The organism is Terribacillus sp. DMT04 (assembly GCF_019056395.1).
In the GTDB taxonomy this organism is placed as follows: Bacteria; Bacillota; Bacilli; order Bacillales; family Amphibacillaceae; genus Terribacillus; species Terribacillus aidingensis_A.
The window spans coordinates 60798-78186 of record NZ_CP077640.1 but is presented as its reverse complement, the minus strand read 5'-3'; the positions used below and the strand labels follow the sequence as shown (position 1 = coordinate 78186).

General features: G+C 35.9%; 18 protein-coding genes. 9 read left to right on the top strand and 9 right to left on the bottom strand.

What is annotated here, in order from left to right; genetic code table 11:
• Nucleotides 1-73: 73 nt before the first annotated feature.
• The 4 genes from KS242_RS17790 to KS242_RS17775 all read right to left on the bottom strand — a co-directional run bounded on the left by KS242_RS17790 (nucleotide 74) and on the right by KS242_RS17775 (nucleotide 4619).
• Nucleotides 74-346, bottom strand: a complete 273-nt coding sequence (locus KS242_RS17790; RefSeq protein ID WP_217324237.1) for a hypothetical protein — start codon at nucleotides 344-346, stop codon at nucleotides 74-76.
• A gap of 178 nt (nucleotides 347-524) precedes the next feature.
• Nucleotides 525-695 carry a hypothetical protein gene (locus tag KS242_RS17785; RefSeq protein ID WP_217324236.1) on the bottom strand — a complete coding sequence of 57 codons (171 nt, stop codon included), beginning with the start codon at nucleotides 693-695 and terminating at the stop codon, nucleotides 525-527.
• 44 nt (nucleotides 696-739) lie between these two features.
• Complete coding sequence (locus KS242_RS17780) at nucleotides 740-3307, bottom strand: type IV secretory system conjugative DNA transfer family protein (RefSeq protein WP_254391893.1); 2568 nt, start codon at nucleotides 3305-3307, stop codon at nucleotides 740-742.
• The gene (locus KS242_RS17775; RefSeq protein ID WP_217324235.1) at nucleotides 3300-4619 is read right to left on the bottom strand and encodes a replication-relaxation family protein; all 1320 of its coding nucleotides are present in this window, start codon (nucleotides 4617-4619) and stop codon (nucleotides 3300-3302) included. The genes KS242_RS17780 and KS242_RS17775 overlap by 8 nt, the downstream gene beginning before the upstream one ends.
• Before the next feature lie 886 nt (nucleotides 4620-5505).
• Here KS242_RS17775 and KS242_RS17770 point away from each other — a divergent pair.
• From KS242_RS17770 to KS242_RS17730, 9 genes are all read left to right on the top strand, one after another.
• Nucleotides 5506-5865, top strand: coding sequence for a hypothetical protein (locus KS242_RS17770; RefSeq protein WP_371747649.1), 360 nt, complete (start codon nucleotides 5506-5508; stop codon nucleotides 5863-5865).
• Complete coding sequence (locus KS242_RS17765; RefSeq protein ID WP_217324234.1) at nucleotides 5862-7217, top strand: FtsZ/tubulin family protein; 1356 nt, start codon at nucleotides 5862-5864, stop codon at nucleotides 7215-7217. The genes KS242_RS17770 and KS242_RS17765 overlap by 4 nt, the downstream gene beginning before the upstream one ends.
• Nucleotides 7218-7605: 388 nt before the next feature.
• Complete coding sequence (locus tag KS242_RS17760) at nucleotides 7606-8595, top strand: hypothetical protein (protein WP_217324233.1); 990 nt, start codon at nucleotides 7606-7608, stop codon at nucleotides 8593-8595.
• A gap of 265 nt (nucleotides 8596-8860) precedes the next feature.
• Entirely contained in the window at nucleotides 8861-9742 is an 882-nt protein-coding gene (locus KS242_RS17755) for a tyrosine-type recombinase/integrase (RefSeq protein WP_217324232.1), read from the top strand.
• A gap of 341 nt (nucleotides 9743-10083) precedes the next feature.
• Nucleotides 10084-10431 carry a hypothetical protein gene (locus tag KS242_RS17750; RefSeq protein ID WP_217324231.1) on the top strand — a complete coding sequence of 116 codons (348 nt, stop codon included), beginning with the start codon at nucleotides 10084-10086 and terminating at the stop codon, nucleotides 10429-10431.
• On the top strand, nucleotides 10419-11057 hold the full coding sequence (locus KS242_RS17745) for a hypothetical protein (RefSeq protein WP_217324230.1): 639 nt from the start codon (nucleotides 10419-10421) through the stop codon (nucleotides 11055-11057). Before KS242_RS17750 ends, KS242_RS17745 begins: the two co-directional genes overlap by 13 nt.
• 20 nt (nucleotides 11058-11077) lie before the next feature.
• Nucleotides 11078-11959: a hypothetical protein gene (locus KS242_RS17740; protein ID WP_217324229.1), complete on the top strand. Its 882-nt coding sequence runs from the start codon at nucleotides 11078-11080 to the stop codon at nucleotides 11957-11959.
• A 514-nt stretch (nucleotides 11960-12473) separates the two neighbouring features.
• Nucleotides 12474-12668: a hypothetical protein gene (locus KS242_RS17735; RefSeq protein WP_217324324.1), complete on the top strand. Its 195-nt coding sequence runs from the start codon at nucleotides 12474-12476 to the stop codon at nucleotides 12666-12668.
• A 128-nt stretch (nucleotides 12669-12796) separates the two neighbouring features.
• Nucleotides 12797-13959 (top strand): IS3 family transposase gene (locus KS242_RS17730; RefSeq protein WP_217323524.1). Its coding sequence is split into 2 segments (ribosomal slippage): nucleotides 12797-13073 and nucleotides 13073-13959, totalling 1164 coding nucleotides; the frame shifts between segments, so codons are not numbered across the junction.
• Between the two features lie 58 nt (nucleotides 13960-14017).
• Here KS242_RS17730 and KS242_RS17725 read toward each other — a convergent pair.
• From KS242_RS17725 to KS242_RS17705, 5 genes are read right to left on the bottom strand one after another with little or no spacing between them, the layout of a single operon-like run.
• Nucleotides 14018-14860, bottom strand: coding sequence for a ubiquitin-activating E1 family protein (locus tag KS242_RS17725; protein ID WP_217324228.1), 843 nt, complete (start codon nucleotides 14858-14860; stop codon nucleotides 14018-14020).
• Nucleotides 14857-15795 (bottom strand): hypothetical protein, encoded by a 939-nt coding sequence (locus tag KS242_RS17720; protein ID WP_217324227.1) that lies wholly within the window; start codon nucleotides 15793-15795, stop codon nucleotides 14857-14859. The genes KS242_RS17725 and KS242_RS17720 overlap by 4 nt, the downstream gene beginning before the upstream one ends.
• On the bottom strand, nucleotides 15788-16492 hold the full coding sequence (locus KS242_RS17715) for a prokaryotic E2 ligase family D protein (protein ID WP_217324226.1): 705 nt from the start codon (nucleotides 16490-16492) through the stop codon (nucleotides 15788-15790). The genes KS242_RS17720 and KS242_RS17715 overlap by 8 nt, the downstream gene beginning before the upstream one ends.
• On the bottom strand, nucleotides 16489-16995 hold the full coding sequence (locus KS242_RS17710) for a hypothetical protein (protein WP_217324225.1): 507 nt from the start codon (nucleotides 16993-16995) through the stop codon (nucleotides 16489-16491). The genes KS242_RS17715 and KS242_RS17710 overlap by 4 nt, the downstream gene beginning before the upstream one ends.
• Nucleotides 16996-17004: 9 nt before the next feature.
• Complete coding sequence (locus KS242_RS17705) at nucleotides 17005-17349, bottom strand: hypothetical protein (protein WP_217324224.1); 345 nt, start codon at nucleotides 17347-17349, stop codon at nucleotides 17005-17007.
• Between the last annotated feature and the right edge of the window lie 40 nt (nucleotides 17350-17389).

Sequence of the window (17389 nt, the reverse complement as noted above, 5' to 3'; positions counted from 1 at the left end):
TTTGGCAAGATTTACTTTTTTGCGGGTCTTTATTTTAGTAACTTTGATTGTCTTACAGCAGCTACAGCAATGATTACCACCTATCAAATGTATATGTTGGCTGAGCAAAAAGATATATAGCAGTCACTATAGTTGCACAGATACTCAATAGCATGATAGCGCCTTTGGGTAACTCATTTTCCTTCATAAATAGTTTGTCACAACTTATTCCAAGCAAGGAAATCGCCAAGGGAACCAATACTAATACTGAGTAACGATTTATTCCTGAAGAATATGGAATTACATAAAAAATCGAAACAGATAGAAAAGCGAGAAGAGCATATGAGGCTTTCTTTATTATATTCAACTGTTCAACTCCTTAGTGATTTAACTAATTGGTATTTTAGCGTAGCTGTAAGGATATCACTGTATATTTTTATATCTTGTTTGTATAAGCTACTTGCTCTATTTAGCCTCTGCAAAGACACAATAGAATTCCTCCTCAATTTGTGATTTTCTCTTCAATTTCCGATTAAAGGAGTGGCTTATATATCATTACTTTCATTCCTCGCCGCTTCCCATTCCCTTTCGAACTTTTCTTTATTTCGTTTTTTAGCGACTGTCCAAGAGATCTTAATTATACCAATTACCGAAATCATCATTCCAAGAAGTATTATTAACTCAAGGAAGTTATCTACTAATACCTTATCCTCCATATATAAACTCCTTTACTATCAAATATTAAACTATGATTTTAAGATTATTTGTAATCCTCTTCTAATTCATCAAAGATTGATTCTGGCTTAGTGCTACTTACCTTAGATGATTCATTCTGCAGCACTTTTAGCAAATCGTTCTCCTCTTTACCTAAAACAGACAGACTTGCTTTTTCTTCTTCATCTCCTACAGCAGCAGTAGAGCTAAACAATTCACTTAGAGGATCATAACTAGCATCTACATCAGATGCCTCGGTATGCTCTATTACAGGAGGGGCTACATGTTTGGTCTGCCTATCAGAATGATAAGTAACTCTTACAGGTTGCTCGTTATCCGGAACAATAATAATTGGATCGTCATGCTCCTTTCTAATTTCCACGGCTTCCTGTTGCTCAACTTCTCTTTCACCATGTTCTATTTCTTCTTCAGCAGGAGTTTGAACAAGGTATTCACTCTGTAAGAATCGCTCCCTAGTTTGAATCCAATATTCACCTTTTTCATCTGTTACCAAGTGCTTTGCTACTTTAAATTCCTTTTTAGGAACGAAGTTTGCGTTCACTTGTCTTACCGGCATTGGTCTATTGTTTTTAACAAGTTTAGCTGCTACCTGGAAAGCGTTCTGGAAGATAATATCATTAGGAGACAGTATGGCCTCTTCTGTTCTTACGTAAGAACTTCCAGCTCGTGTTACAGGATTCTCTTGGAGAGGTGAAATACTTTGCTCATTCTGTGTTTCTTCAAAATGCTCCGCCTCCCCAAAGATACCCGAGAATAGCTTCGCATCAAATTCGGATACGTCTCCATACACCATCTTATGTCTAAGAGTCGTAAGTAAAGTCTGCAGGTACATTTCACCATACTTATCTGCAAGCTGAGCAACAGTTTGTGCAACTACCGTAATAATAGTCTTGTACTTCCTTGACTGAGCAGGAAACTCTTTGAACGGTCTGTATATATAATCTGGAAACTCATCCACTAGTATATGGTGAAAATTAGATACGTTTGGTTTTCTCCGGAATACAGCATTCTGAAGGCTCAATAGAATCAACTTACCAAAAACATTGGATAATCCGCCTAGTTCTCCTTTAGCTGTATTGACTAGTAATACACCGCCAAATTCAAGATGCTTATCAAAATTGAAATTTGATTTCCCAAAAAGTACTCTACGAATTAATTTGTTGGCACCTAGATCGGATAGTATATTTCTGAGACCTTTAACCATCTCTGCTTGAGAGTCGTAGTATGCGGGTTCTCCATAATAATCTCCCTGTATTTTAACTTTCTCAGGTGTACCGTTTCGTGACAATAGCGGCAAGTGATGCATATCGAACCACTCATCAGTTTGTTGTACAATCTTCCAATGGTTTCGTTCATCTCTATCTTTAATACTTGCTATATCCTCCGGGAAGGTTTTCTTCAGTTTTTCATGCATTCTTCTTACTAGTTGCGGACTATTATATATATCAATTAGATCATCAAAGATCACATCTTTATCAGGGTCATGAAGCTTCAACAAATATATATATTGCTTCAAATGGTTGCGCTGTGACTGTTGGAAGAAGAAGTTTGAATTACCCTCTTCGGCCAATCCTTCAATTACCATTGTCCAAGCTTCCGCTACCTGATCAACCGGTCCTTGCATAGCATTAATACAAGGGGTCTCGGGATTAGTAGGGTCAATATAAAATACCGCTTCATCTGGTATGTTATGCGCCTTAACTAACTGGAATACTTTCTGACATAGATCGTTGGAGGGTTCTATTACAGATATACCGTTTAAGTACATCCCGCTCTTATCCTCAGAAATATAATCTTCGTCCTCATGAATTTCTTCAAATTTATTGATGAATTTCGCCATCCAATGTAAGTCTTGATTGAGCAGTTGCAGCACCAACGCAGCTGTCTTACCGGTACCAATACTACCGATAATAGAGTTGTTGAGTGGTCTATCTTTACCTAGTTGAACAACTAATTCCTTTGTCTTTGAATCCTTCCCTAATACAACGTCGGGCCAGCTCTCTGTTTCCCCTAACCCGATGAATCTTTGTAGCCAGTAAGAATTAAACTCGAATTCTCTAAAAGCAACTTTAAGTGAATCACTATGCTGGGAATACCGTCCCGCCAGCCATAACAGGATCAAAGTTATAACAATTGTCGGGAAAAACATTATGAAAACCATAAGTGAATCCGGGTTCCCCAGTAGTAATTGTGACCATGTTGCATTCATGTCAATTCCATTTACCAGTGTGAGTAAATAAGGTACTACATGATTGTAGACAGGAGCAGATATCCACCATACGTAAAAGGCTACTATCCCCGCGAACATCTGAAAGAATATATACGTTTTCCACTTAATTGACTTGAATCTATTCACTTTAGTTGAAATCAACCATGCTGTAACAGAGAGTAAGAGAATAGCAAGCATCCCCCATATTGTTGGCTTTAATGGATTACCGAAAAGTATAAACGCGGGTATCTTGTCTAGGAACAGACCAATCATTAAAAATGAGTAATTAAAGATTGCTCTTAGTGTTAGAAAAAGAGAAGAAACTAAAAGCGTTACAGACACTATAGTAGGGAGGCTGCTAATAAATCGTTCTTTTTTATTCAAGTGTACATACCTCCATCTTTGTAGGTGATACAGATCGTAAAAATTCCTGAGAACCAGATGGCTTCCAACTATCCATATCAGTGAAATATACGTTAGGAAGGTTGATTCCTATAATTTCGTTCTCCAACTGAATTTTATCTTTGAAGACACCTATAAGTATCTTGCTATCATTGTCTAAAACATTCATCTGCGAATAATCAGAAAACCGCTTAACATTAGCAATCATGTCAACGCTCCCCTCGTCCATTAGAAGTAAAGAAGCAGTCGTTCTTCTGCCACTACTCTTATCTACTATCTCAACAACCGTTCCTAATGCATGGCCTGCCTGAGAATTAAGGTGTCTAGTATTTTCAAAACGAAAGTTAAGGCCTTTATTTTCATTAATTAAAGTTGCAAAGGTATCTAATTCAATTTCTTGATTTACAAGTCCATATGGTTTTGTGCCAATTAAGATCTCTTCTGCTAATCGTACTGATCTATTTAACGAAACGACATAAACACTTAAGTTAGACGGGTTTCCTCCAATTGAATCAAATGTTTCTTTGATTGCCATTTTCATATTGTTGATTCTAACCTTTCTGTTGTCAGGGTAATATCGAAGCGTAGGCATAGACTCATCAATAAGTGAGAACAGAACAATGTATTTATTCGAGTGGTCCCTTTTGGATAGTGATATGTAATGCCTAACCTTATCCTGGATAACTTGTAATGATTCATTGCCTGTATCAAACTCTAAGAACAGCACTTGCCCTTTGCTAATTAGTATCCAATCTGGAACCACATTATCTGCAGCTAACAAAGATAATTCATCCGTACTAATAACTGAACCATCTGCAAAACCAGGAGATATAGATTTGAAGTCACTTAATTTGTTCTGCAGGTTAATGATGGTTCTAGTGGCTATCTCTTGAATCCCAAAGTAATGATCATAGTTCTTAATTTGAGAGAATTTCTTTATCTCAACCTTATTCCAATCAGGAGATAGTATTTTCATATCAACTAGAATTTTTATTCCATTCTGGCCTATTCTAATATGCTTGAGCGGATTACCAAATCTTCTTTGAACCCTCACATTTTGAGTACTGACTACATCATACTTGCTCCATCTGGATAGCTTCACTCTCAGTGAATCACCAGAGATAGGTTTATACATGTTATATAAATTTAGAAATTGCTTGGAAGTAACTAACTTCTGATTAGCAAGAATCCTTAGAAGATCTAATTCAAAATCTTGTAGATAGACTCCCCTTCCATTAATGCCGAATGAAAAATGATGCTTAATTTTAAATACCTCCTCATAACAAAAGCCCATCCACTATACTCCTATTGAGTAATGTGAATGGGCTTATCCCTGTTGTATATATATTTCTTAAAACATTGTAGCATCCTATTTCAGTTTAGACTATTCTAAGTTGAAATTACCCATTATATAAAGGAGTGATAAGGCATATTTAAGGGATAGTTTAGAGTAATATTTTAAGGCTGTCTAGAACAGCTATACAAATGGTTTTTAACTATATTTCAATTCTTTGTGAGGGATAATACTCGGGGTTCTGAGGATGCAAATTTCCGCGTAGCGAAGCTATCGAACTTGTTTCGATATCATAACAGTTTAAGCGTAACAGGCATTCTGTTACGGTTAAACTGTTACGGTTAAACTGTTACGCTTAAGCTGTTACGCTTAATAGCGTTTTCCCCTCTTATATTTAGCGTCCTTTTATCGTTCGGTTAAGTAAAACGAAGCGTAGCGCTAGCATTAAATGAACGTTACCGTTAGTTAAACGCTATTGAGCTTACTAGTGATTCCTTAAGATGCTATTCAACGCTAGATAGCTAAGTTCTTTTGTTAAACAAACGCTGATTAGCGAATATAGCTACTTTTTATCATGTCATTACCTAAACCGAACGCAGCGTAACATCGTCTTATAGTCTGATCAATGAGCTCTTTAAAGCAGCAACAAGTACATATTTAAGAGAGATAGATGCCAAAAGTCCAAATCTAATGATAATAAGGTCAGATTCTATAGTTAAAAGACAAATATAAAACCCGCAAATTAATGTACCTTATTTGTGTACCATAATAGAGGTGCCTTTAGTACCACAATTAACAAAACATTGCATTTGCCTTATTTAATAGGGTTTTGTTATAATGAATTCATGGTACATAATTAAGAACCTTTTAGGTACACAAGGAGAGGGTGATACTTTTGGATGAGATAGTTCAATCTTCTAATGATACATACTTCAAGAACTTTGAGTACGATAAACAGACGCTAAAGTTCTTAAGAGACAAACATAACGAGTTTACAACTGAGGTATTTCGGAAGATTCTAATTTATAATCGTGAAAACCAAAATATAAAAGGATTGGTTAAAACGCGTCTCGAAGATTATAAAAGCAAAAGAAAAAAGTATGACGCTGCTTTCATTGTTTTGGAATCCCAGGGATTCATAGAGAAAAAAGAAGACGGCACATCTACTCCTTATTTTGTAACAATCAGGGGATTACAGTTAGGAACCCTTTTAACACAAGAAAAAAAGCGGAGGGATATTGAATGAAGACTATGACAGAAAATAATAAACTAGGTGCTCTAAAAGCGATCCTGTCTGAACACTTATTTTCTAAAGAGGTTGAAAATGAGATGGATCGTTACCCTACTCAAGCAATTATTGGCTTAGGACAAGGCGGCGGAAGAATAGCAGCTGAACTTTCAAGATTCGGCCATCCAACATTCCTCCTTAACTCTTCTAAGTCAGATATGGAAGAACATAATCAACTTATCCCTGATTCTCACAGAATAGTTACTTCTAGTGAAGAGTTTCCGGAACTGGAAGGAACAGATAAGAATGCACAATTGGGTTATGAAATAGCTGTAGAGAACAAAAAGAAATATCAGCAAGTAGCCATAGCTGATGAGATTCAAGATGCCGAATTTGTATGGGTTTGTGTGAGTCTTGGCGGTGGAACTGGAAACGGCGCATTAAAAGTAGCCCTTTCTTACCTTTCTAGAGTTCGCGAAGCAAGAAAACTACCTGGTGATAAAATTCCTTTAGGCGTTATATGTAGCCTTCCTTCTTCAGATGAGAGAGGCTCCCAATTCAGAAAGAATGCACTAGCAGGTATATCATTGCTTCAAAGTATGGTTGATCAAAATCAAATCGGTAGTATTTTAGTTATAGACAATGAACGAATGAATGATTACTACGAGAAAAGCCCTCTTAAAACTAACGGAGGTCATCAAGTAGATGCTAAATCCTATAGTAATATGGTTGTATCTGGCTTAATTGCAGAGATTTCATCTATTCCCCTTCTAAGCGGTAGATCGGTACTGGACAAAACTGAGCTTCTGAGTACGCTATCTACACCAGGTTGGTTATCTATTTCTCGAAATAACGATATTAAAACTGATTCTAATCTTTCAGGTGTAATAGATATGCTCTTTAGGAACAATGAAGTATTAGCTGAATATGACTCAACTTCAACTGTAAATGCAGCGGTAGCTATTATGTATCCTTCATCTAGAAATATCGAGCCGCGAATCGCAGATGATGTTTATAAATTTAGCTCAGATTTATTGGAAACTAAGGTTAACCTATCAATTTCTAATAACAGCAGAGTAAAGAATTTAACTCTATATGGTATAGCTGTTTTACCTTCACCACCTACTCGTATAGCTAAGTTAAATTCCGAGTTACAAGAATGGTTACAGATCGAAGAAGATAGAAAGAAAGCTCAAAAAGAAGCTGCAGCATCACTAAATTTAGGTGAATTTGATGATTTCTTCTCAACTAAACAGGATAAGCCCCAAAGAAGAAAGAAACTATCTTTAGACGACTTCGAGGAGTCTGATGAAAATAATCAAAACGCTAAACGCTTTACTCCATCTAGCCTTGATGATATCGATTTTTAAGATGAGATAGCCCTCTTTTAGAGGGTTATTTTTTTGCGCTACAAAACGTTTGTGAACCCACGAACGATAAAATACGATAGATCATCATAATTAGCTATCGTATTTCGTTACATTGCGCTACTTAGCGTTTCCATAGTGTAAGAACGTATAATAATCGCGAATCGAACGTTAATAATACACAAACAAAATGCAACCAATACGTTATACAAACGCCAATAAACGCTATAACGTTCACTAAAACGCTAGGTAACGAACCAGCGCTAACTAGCGATACAGTTCCGCTACAGTAAATACTGTTAACGTTTGTAATATACGCTGATATCCTTGATTTCACAGCATTTTATAGTTAGTATTATTGTAGAAATACACAATGAAGAGGTGTAGCGTTTTGTCCAACGAAAACGATATGAAGAATTTGCTTGAGCAAACATTTAAGGAAGATCCTCTTCGGACTGAGATTGCATACTGGAAGCTAGATGACGAACTTTTTACAAAATCAATATTAAACATGAGCACAACTGCTAAATACAGTACTATGGAAGCCAGCACTATTTTAGCTAGAGCTGATTCAACTTTGAGGAACTATTTCAGATCAGAAATAAACGATTATATAAACCCTGAAAAAATAGGAAGGTTCTTTAGACTTGACTACATAAGTATTGTCAAACTTCATATGATATTCATTCTTATGGACAAGCCGAAAAAGACTCTTTCTGATATTGGTTATCTCGTTGGATTAACAGGTGCAATTTCGAATCAAAGCTATACGCCTCCTAAATCAAGAGAAGTAGAAGATTATAACTATGACGATTTAGACTTTGCAGAGGAAATCTCAACCTTAAAGAAAATGATTACGATACAATCTTTGAAGAGTAGTGTATTTGAGAAACAATACAACTTGGATAATTCTGTTAAGAAAGTACAGTTGCTCGAGAATGAAATTAAGCACATTGATTCGCAGATTGATAATATCAAATTAAGCAGAAACAACCAGGCACTCGAGAAGAAGTACTATCGCATGCTTGATAATTCATTGAGAAATTCAATGGCTGTTAAAAATGAGCAGAAATGGTCACTGAAAAACATCTTCAAAGGGCCTGATAACAATCCGATTGATGTAGATGAAGTTATGGCTAAAGCAGAGCAAACTGCTCAAGAAGAAGTAAGTGCATTTAAAAAAGAATTTGACTCTCAGCTTGAAGAGAAATATTCCCTTAAAAAAGCTAAAGAAGAAGAACTTGCAGTCGCCAGAGAGAAGGTTGAAAAAGACCAGCTGCAGTTAGAAGATATGCAAAGCAGATTTCATAGTATAAAAGAAGCTGCAGGGGGACTAGGTGATATTGGTATTGGATACCTAGAGATGGGCGATGAGGATTGAGGTTCAAGTTGGGATACAAAGTATAAAATCTTAGACGGCACTCTGTAGTGTCGTCTTTTTTTTTTGAGAAGGAATAGGGTAGGTCTTTTTTCATTTTGGAGACAATGTTTTGAGCTTTTAGAGATACATTAGGGTAATTAATTACTCTAATGTATCTCTAAAAGACACGAGATGTCATCAAGATGTCTTTTGACCCATGTGAATATGTGTCAGATAGAAGTGATGATATAATGTATTAAAAGATTGCGAGAAGAGGTGATATAGCTTGCCTTTTGGTTATTCAAACTATCTACTTAACAATAATAAAAGTGAAGATACTGTTGAATCTTATATTAAGACTGTAAACATGTTATTTATCTTCCTGGATGACAAGTACGAAAGAAGAAAAGAACTGTATCAGATATCTGCATCTGATATTAAGGATTTTCTAAAATATAAGGAATTAAGTGATGGCAATAGCGCATCTACATTGAATAAGCATCTGAGTATTCTTAAGAACTTTTTTGACTATCTCGAAAGGATCCATAAGATTGCACTTGATCCCGCAGCCAAAATCGATACGATAAAACACATAAAAATGAGTCCTTCATTTTTAGATTATCGAAGTTTAATGGAAATAACATCAGATGTCTTAAACGAAGCGGGTTATACTGATAGCCGAAAAGCTGTGTTTTTACTTTCTCTTAAGGGATTAAGAAGTTCTGAATATCACGTTAAAAAAGAGAATGTGTTTGTTTCAGAAGAGAGGGTCATTATAGATCTTGGGAAGCATTCTGTAGAATATATGGGTATACATGCAGATTTCTTTAACCATTACATGTTTCAAGCTCACTTTAATATGTCACAGTACCTTTTAACCTCCAAAAAACAAGATGGTTCAATTGGTCCGATGGAATTAATGACAATACATGGCCATCTAAATGGAATCGCTAAAGACTTTGGATTAAATACAAAATTATCTCCATCGCGAATTCGTCTAGCATACGCTTTTTACCTTCACTATGAACTTAATTATAAAATCGATACAATATCTGAAATGCTTGGAATAGAGTATGAGAGTGCTGCTATACTTGTTAAGCACAGTAAGCTCAGAACTGAAGAGGGTAAAAACATACTTGATAATCAAAGTTCACAAGTAGTAGAATAAGTGTATACAAAATATAACAGGTATAAAGCCTAAACGAAGTGCCTCCGTGCGCTTCGTTTAGGCTTTTTTTGTTTTAAAGGAGGTGTATTACGATATCAAGCGAGTCATACAGAAACTTAATAATAGCAGCATTGATAAGTTGCAGTGAAGTAGATGCACTAAATCAAGATACTTTAGTAGTTCCATTTGAAAGGGATAAATCACATTACTTATTCAATTACATCTTAGTCAATAATTTAGGTGATATGGTGAAGGTTCAGCCTAATAGAAGTCAATTTAAAATTAAACTTAACGGTTCAGCAAAGAATCTAAGGAATCAGCTATATACACAGGGTGACAAAGTGTTTACAAAGCTTTTTGGAACAGATGTATTGAACCACAAATCATTAATAGTGACTATATGTCTCTTTGGTACAAGAAAGATTGAGGGAATTAGCGTTTCTACTAATGTAAACAAAGACTATTTAAAAACTCTTTGTTACTGTGCTGCGAATATTCTTGATCACGCCATAACTCCAGGTAAAGGTAATTGGAAAATATCAGATGTATCTTCTTTCTATGAAAAAATCATCCATAGAACTACTTCCTTAGAAAGCTCTACTATAGCAACTTACTTAAATAATAACGATAAAGATTACCTTAGAAATAAATTAGATGTAGGTCACTGGAGGACAGCATGCGAAAACTAATTGTATTATCATTCACCTTAACTTTAGTATTCCTTGTAGGCTGCAGCGATAGTTTTGTAGAGAAGGCAAAGGAAACACAAGGCAAACAAGTTGAAGACAATGAAACTGAAGACATTAAATCTGAACAAGAGCTTGAGAACTTTTATAAGGAATACGAAAAACCTATATCAGATTCATTACAAGAGAATGACTTAGATGAATTAGAAGAAATAGAAAAGAATGAGAGTGTGTCAAAACAGATAAACGAGAAAGACCCTGAGTCATTCGCACAATATGTTGCAGCTATACTCTTTTCTTTTGAAAACGGTGAGTTGAAAGCGGAGCAGTATTACGAATTTCTTTCAAATTATGGTTCCGATAAGGTAGTAGCCGATTTACCTAAAGACAAGCATGATGGAGTTCATATATTTGAAAGCATCCAGGAACTTTACAAAGAAAGTAATCCCGCTGCAAAAGATTACACTCTATCAAAGCTGCAGTACAGTCAAGGAAAAGTAGAAGCATACTTTTATCGGAAAGTATTAAGAGACAAAAAAGAAGAATTCTATATCACAACGATCGTCAAAGAAGATGGAATCTGGAAATTCTCTGATGACAGTCCATCTGCACCATACATTGAGCAATAAGAATAGGAGTTGGATATCAAATGACAACAAATACAGCTGGTACGAAAAAAGAAGCCTTACTTCTTACTGAAAACAAACTTCGTCAATCATTTATAAACGATGAGCATTTCAATAAGCAATTTAATATTATGTATCAGTACTATCTTGAAAAAGTGAAGGCTATTACCGATCCAGAGAAACATAGAGAGTATGAAGACCCCTTCTTTGAGGCTGTTAAGTCCCAATACTTTAATGGTTACTTCATTGTTCGAGAATTATTATCTGATGAGCAGACAACTTTGGATCCTATATGGCTTTCCAATCCAGAAGGTATATTGACAGAAGAAATCCCTTTATTGATACGAGAAGCTGTTTTACAAAATGAGGAAGAAGCACTTATATCTGAGACAATGTACCAGTTCATTATGAGTTTAATCAGTGAATATGAGGATGTTCACTATCCTTTAAATCAAATAGCTTTTGACATTGCATTCCTGGGCAGTAAGAGAGCGTTTATCGATGAAAGAGACTCTATAGGAGTGGAAGCTCAAAAGGGTGGTTTAGAGAGCCGTATGGCGCGAATAGGAGACTTCACTTTTATTACTCCTCAGATTTTTCTAGGCCCGAAACATGTTACTGCTGAAACCGAAATGTGGGATTTATATTGGTGGTCTTCTCTAAGAAAGATTGATAACAAGGCTGGCGATGTAACTCTAATACAAGTAAACAATGGTGAAGGTGATAACTATATCTTCAACGTTAATCTCGCTTCAACATTTACTCCTTATGAGATTCAATTGATTTACAACAATCTAGTTTCAAGATTCCTGGAGAAGAATCAGCTAGAGAGAAGGCAGCTACAGGTAAATGTAGCTATTGTGAAAGAATATCTTGCTGTCGTAGAAGAGGGTGCAGGGCAATGATCAATAGAGAAGGCGATTTTTTTGTAGGCTTACTAAATGCTGGATTGATTAGTGGATTGCTTTATATAGCTCTCTTGCTAGTCTATCTCTTTGTATAGGGGAAAGATACCATGAGTAAAAAAGTTTTTATGCTAGCACTTGCTGTCACTATATTAGCTAGCGGGCTAATTGGTTATTTAACAACAAATCATCATATATTGACTTAAGGAGATGTATAAGCGGTGAAAAAAAGTTTGCAGCTCTTTTTTCTAGGTTTTACTAGCGGCATCCTAATAACGGTAATAATTGTTTCGTACCTAGACTACACTGCTGCCACTAGAGCTAATGAGAAATTAGAAGCTAGTTTTGAAGACAAGGAACAACTTCATTTAGAATGAACAGAATAATAAACCGGAGATGTTCGCAATGCTCAAACTAATAAAAGGATTATTTAACAAGAAGGAGATTGCTAGAATTAAAGAATTAGAGAACGAAAAAGAAAAACTTATAACTAGATGAATTAAGCGATTGCGTAATGGAAATGGAATATCAAATGAAAATTAAAGAAAGCGAGGAACAACAAGCAACAGAAAATTATAATGAAAGTTGTTCTTGTGGTGGTATTATGGTACCAATGTACGATGAATACCCTACTTGGCTCAAATTTTGTTCTACTTGTGATACGAGAAGTGAAAACACAGATGTTTCTCCAATTCTTGAACCTGTTTAATTCAAGGATTACAAAAGGTATGAAAAAAGAGCTGCAGTTATTATAGACTAACCTAATCAAATGGGACATAAAAAAACACCCTTCAAGTGATACACTAAGATTAAGTGTAAATTTGGAGGGTATTTTTTATGGGGAAAAGTAGATATTCGGCAGAAACGAAATGGGCAGTGGTAAAAGATAAATTAAGTGGGCAGTATACCAACCAACAATTAATGGAGAAGTATGGGATTAAAAATGTTTCTCAGATTAAGACATGGATGAAATGGTACCGGGATAATCAGATGCATCGATTTGATCAGCCGATTGGAAAGCAATACAGCTATGGCCACGGCCCGGAGTATGCTTCTAAAGAGGAAAAAACGAACAGACAAATCGAGCACTTAAAAGTAGAAAATGAAATTCTAAAAAAGTACTTGGAGATCGAAAAGGAGTTGAAAAAGAAGTAGTCCTTCATTTAGTGGAGAGACTACGCAAGAAGCATACCGTTACAACGATCTTAAATGTCTTGGAGGTTGCCAGGTCAACGTATTATCGTTGGGCCTCCGAAGGCATTCCCCTAAGAACGGCAGTTGAGGAGGCAATCATTTCTTTGTGTACCGAAACCTCGTTTCGGTACGGGCATCGAAAGATACGGAAGCTGCTTCAGCGCCAATATGGTATCAAACGCAATCGAAACACGGTGCAGCGTATCATGCAGAAATTCCATCTCCAATGTAAAGTTAAACGTAAAAAGAGATGGAAATCGCAGGGAGAGTCTGTCATTATCGCCCCGAACCTTCTAAATCGGGACTTCACGGCTATAAAGCCTGATACAAAATGGGTGACAGATATAACGTATATTCAATACGGATCACGAACGTTGTATCTCTCTACCATCATGGACTTATACAACAATGAAATCGTCGCATACAGTTTGGATAATCATCAACAGACATCACTTGTCCTGGATACATTACGGAAAGCCATAGCGAGCCGACATAATCCAGAAGGAGTCATCGTGCATTCCGATCAGGGAAGTGTGTACACGTCTTATGCATACCAACAAGAATTGGCAGAACAGAAACTAACCAGCAGTATGTCTAGGCGTGGAAACTGTTGGGATAACGCAGTGATTGAATCGTTCCACTCGAGCTTAAAATCAGAGGAGTTTATGTATACAAGATTCAATTCCATAACAGAAAAAGAAGTTATCGAACGGATTCACCGATACATGAAGTATTATAATGAAGAGCGCATCCAAGAAAAATTAGGCTACCACCCACCAAAAGAATATGGTAGCATGGCAGCCTAATAAGGGTGTTTTCTTTGTGTCTCACATCGCTAGGTCAGTCTATTATGCAGCTCTTTTATTATTGACTCCTCATAAAGCCTTCCTTCGCATGAAAGAACGTCATATGATTGTTTATAGTACCCGATTCAAATATCTGATTAAGATAAGTGAGTACACTTATCGATGCCATACGGTTAGTCATTAGGCGCTGCGGATCACTTGCAACAACATTTGAACAAGAAATCTCACTTGGCGCTATTTCATCCTCTTCTTCCAGGATGTTAGGGAAAATAGTAGCTACCGGATCTAAGATAGTATCATTATTAAATCTCAATCCGCAGACCACCTGTCCATCCCAACCTGATGAATCATATTCTATCTTCTCATCCGCGGTCCAATGACCTATATTACTTAGTTCTTTATCTTTAGGTAACTTAACTGAATCGTTTCCAACGTCGATATACAATAGTCTAGGTACGGAATAAAAAAACTCATGCATAACCTTACGGGTGAAGTTATTATCAACACTACCTATAAGTATAGGCAAGATTAATGTACCATAGTTAATATCAGCATATTTTTCATTTATACTAAACAGCCTTTTTAACGTTTTTACATCTTCTACATATCCATCAGAATAAGAACTTATCCCTATATCATATGCAGAGCTATATCTCTTGGCTAAGACATTTGCCTTTGTCTGGCCGACGTCCTTATTAATAAACAATTGGTTTTTTAGGTTTTTATCTTCTACTACATCTGGATCAGCTAGAATGTAATTAAAACTCATTCTAAATCCTGATAGCATTTGTGCAATGTTCTGAACTAAGTGTGTACCAGTTGCACCGGTTCCTATCTGACATATGAAAGGATAAACAGTATTGTATCGCCCGAAATCTTTGAGAAGACTTATTTCCTTCATACTTTCTCCACCTTACTTAAATCATATTGTGGATTAGCATAATAGAAAGGATCTTCAAAAACTAAAGATGGACTAAAACTGACATGCTCATTTCTTTCTATATCAAAAGTTCTCACTGTTACTTGAGGCAAATAATAATCTAAGCGGCCAACTATTGCATAGTAGATGGGTATTCTTTCACTAGCATCATCTAATGCACTCGGTATTGGCCTCATAACATGATGTGAATGTATCTCCATATACTTGGTACATCTTCGCTCCAAGAAACGTAATGCGGTAGTTAGCTCATCTTCAATAACTTCTACTGTAACGCTTGTTACTTCTTGTTGTGGAATATCTAAAAAGAATTCATTCGTTTCATGATCCAGGTATATATCTGCATGAAACTCTGTTCCATATAGGTCATATACTCTCTTTGCAAGAGATATGAAATCTCTCAAAATACTATAAGGGATCTTGGTATCTGTTTTGACTAATCCATGGGTAGGAGCTGCAGGACCACCCTTCTTTTTAGCTTGAAGTATTATGGAAACAGCGTTTTTACTTTTGATATACACTGCTTGCGCTCCTGTACTCACATCTAATACGGGATAGTCTTTTTTTAGCCTACTCAATAACTCTCTTTCACTTAGTTTTTTATAAGTGAGTTCTTCTTCTGCTTTTGTAGTATTAGGAATTCCATTCGTAAGTTCCTCGATACTAAAGTACTCATTAACATCGATCAGTTCCGAGTAAAAGTATATTTTAGTATCAGTATTAAGCGTGAATTCGTCTTTCTTATCCTTTTTGTTAGCAGCCTCTTTGGTTGTTTTTAATCTCTCATCCTGCTGTTTTTTTCGTTCTTCTGCTTGCTTCTTTTGTTCCTCAGCATACTCGTCGGGCATATCAAAAAGTGAAAAGATATCTGTTTGCTCTGAATTAAGTTTTTTAGTCATTTTGTAAATTCTCCTCATCGTTTATTTTCATAAAGTCACCAATTTTTTTTGTTGTTGCCGGCATAAGCCAATCATCATTAAATTCCTCATTATCCAGACTTTCAAATAATTGAAGGATAGTCTTATTTGTTAGAACTCTAGTACCATAATCCGCTCCAAAAGGGGCTGCGAAGAAAAGGTAATGATATGTTTCTAAATGTCTTATTTTCTCAACTTTAGGTAGAGTATTAGCACCAAAACACGCCACACCAGATTCGTGCGCTACATTAGGAAAGGGGAAGTAGAACAATTCTCCATCTTCCTCGATTCTCTGACCTTGTTTTAATGCAAAAATCGCTATTTCAAATACTCGGCTGGAAGCAACAGAGTATTTTATAATTAGTCGGGGAACTCCTATTTTGTAAACCTTGTCTTCAAATGTAATGTTGAAATTGCCTTTTGGGATCTCAACAAAGACATTTTCAACAAAGCCTCCATTTACCCTGGAACCATCTACCTTCTCATATTTCAAACAATTACTCGGTAGAAGGGGAGTCTCAATATAGGTATAGCTTTCCCTTGAATTGTTTAAGGCTGCACTTACATCAGAAAGAGACATAGTATACTGAGCAACTGTCACATTCTCTTCTTCCTGCGTTATTAATACATGATCATCAAAATTTGAGATGTCATCATCTATTACAATAGTGAATTTCATGCTACAATTTCCTCTTTTCGATTTTTTAAATCATCTCTAAGCTTTAAAATAGCCCTGGTTAATGAGTGATAGTATCCAATACCATCAAGGCTTATAAGAATACCATCGCATTTAGAAGCCCATTCAAATCCCATATCAAAGAAGAGATTATCCTGATCTATTATTCTTTTGTATTCAGATAAATCTATTGTTTTACAGCCATTAAAAAGCTTATCTTTTAATATCAGATACTTTTCATGACCATTTGCACTGATTCCAACTTCGAGTAACTCTTCTCTAGAATTATCGTATGGATCATATTCTTCAATCTCTTCGAATAAGAAATTTAGGCCTTCAATAAATATTTCATAACCATTGGTGTCTCCTCTGTAGAAATTCACGTATATATCCTTAGTTCGAAACTCATCAGGATTTACACCGGCGTCTACAAAAAGCTTTGCTGTTAAAAGCGTGGATAGTGTCGCTTCTAAAGAGTGAATTTCTTGCGATTCTATAACACTCATTTGATCCTCCTAAATGAAATCATCATTTTCATTGTGATATCGTTTAAATTTACTCATTGCTATCGCTGTAAGAGCGTTATCTATTGCTCCATATGTCATATAATCTGAGGACCAATCAATTTCAAATGCTTCATCACCATCATCCAACGCCTCACCTGCTATACTCCATATATGGTCGAGTGCAAGTTGTACATCAGAATCTGTGAATGCTGTGAAATCTATTCTTGTAATGTCTTTTCCGTACCAAAGAGTTTCAAGGACAGTTATATAGCCTTTGTTACAAGATAAATGTCCAGAATTCTTATGCTTTTCCTTAAGGTTCTCCTCGAATGAACTTATATTAAATTTGTTCATACTAATCCTCCATAATAGAAAGGGGAGTACTCAAAATGAA

Excerpts from the sequence above, each read along its gene's own strand:
- KS242_RS17785 (WP_217324236.1), bottom strand. The coding sequence starts at position 695 with ATGGAGGATAAGGTATTAGTAGATAACTTCCTTGAGTTAATAATACTT.
- KS242_RS17775 (WP_217324235.1), bottom strand. The coding sequence starts at position 4,619 with ATGGGCTTTTGTTATGAGGAGGTATTTAAAATTAAGCATCATTTTTCA.
- KS242_RS17765 (WP_217324234.1), top strand. The coding sequence starts at position 5,862 with ATGAAGACTATGACAGAAAATAATAAACTAGGTGCTCTAAAAGCGATC.
- KS242_RS17745 (WP_217324230.1), top strand. The coding sequence starts at position 10,419 with ATGCGAAAACTAATTGTATTATCATTCACCTTAACTTTAGTATTCCTT.
- KS242_RS17740 (WP_217324229.1), top strand. The coding sequence starts at position 11,078 with ATGACAACAAATACAGCTGGTACGAAAAAAGAAGCCTTACTTCTTACT.
- KS242_RS17735 (WP_217324324.1), top strand. The coding sequence starts at position 12,474 with ATGGAAATGGAATATCAAATGAAAATTAAAGAAAGCGAGGAACAACAA.
- KS242_RS17725 (WP_217324228.1), bottom strand. The coding sequence starts at position 14,860 with ATGAAGGAAATAAGTCTTCTCAAAGATTTCGGGCGATACAATACTGTT.
- KS242_RS17720 (WP_217324227.1), bottom strand. The coding sequence starts at position 15,795 with ATGACTAAAAAACTTAATTCAGAGCAAACAGATATCTTTTCACTTTTT.
- KS242_RS17715 (WP_217324226.1), bottom strand. The coding sequence starts at position 16,492 with ATGAAATTCACTATTGTAATAGATGATGACATCTCAAATTTTGATGAT.
- KS242_RS17710 (WP_217324225.1), bottom strand. The coding sequence starts at position 16,995 with ATGAGTGTTATAGAATCGCAAGAAATTCACTCTTTAGAAGCGACACTA.
- KS242_RS17705 (WP_217324224.1), bottom strand. The coding sequence starts at position 17,349 with ATGAACAAATTTAATATAAGTTCATTCGAGGAGAACCTTAAGGAAAAG.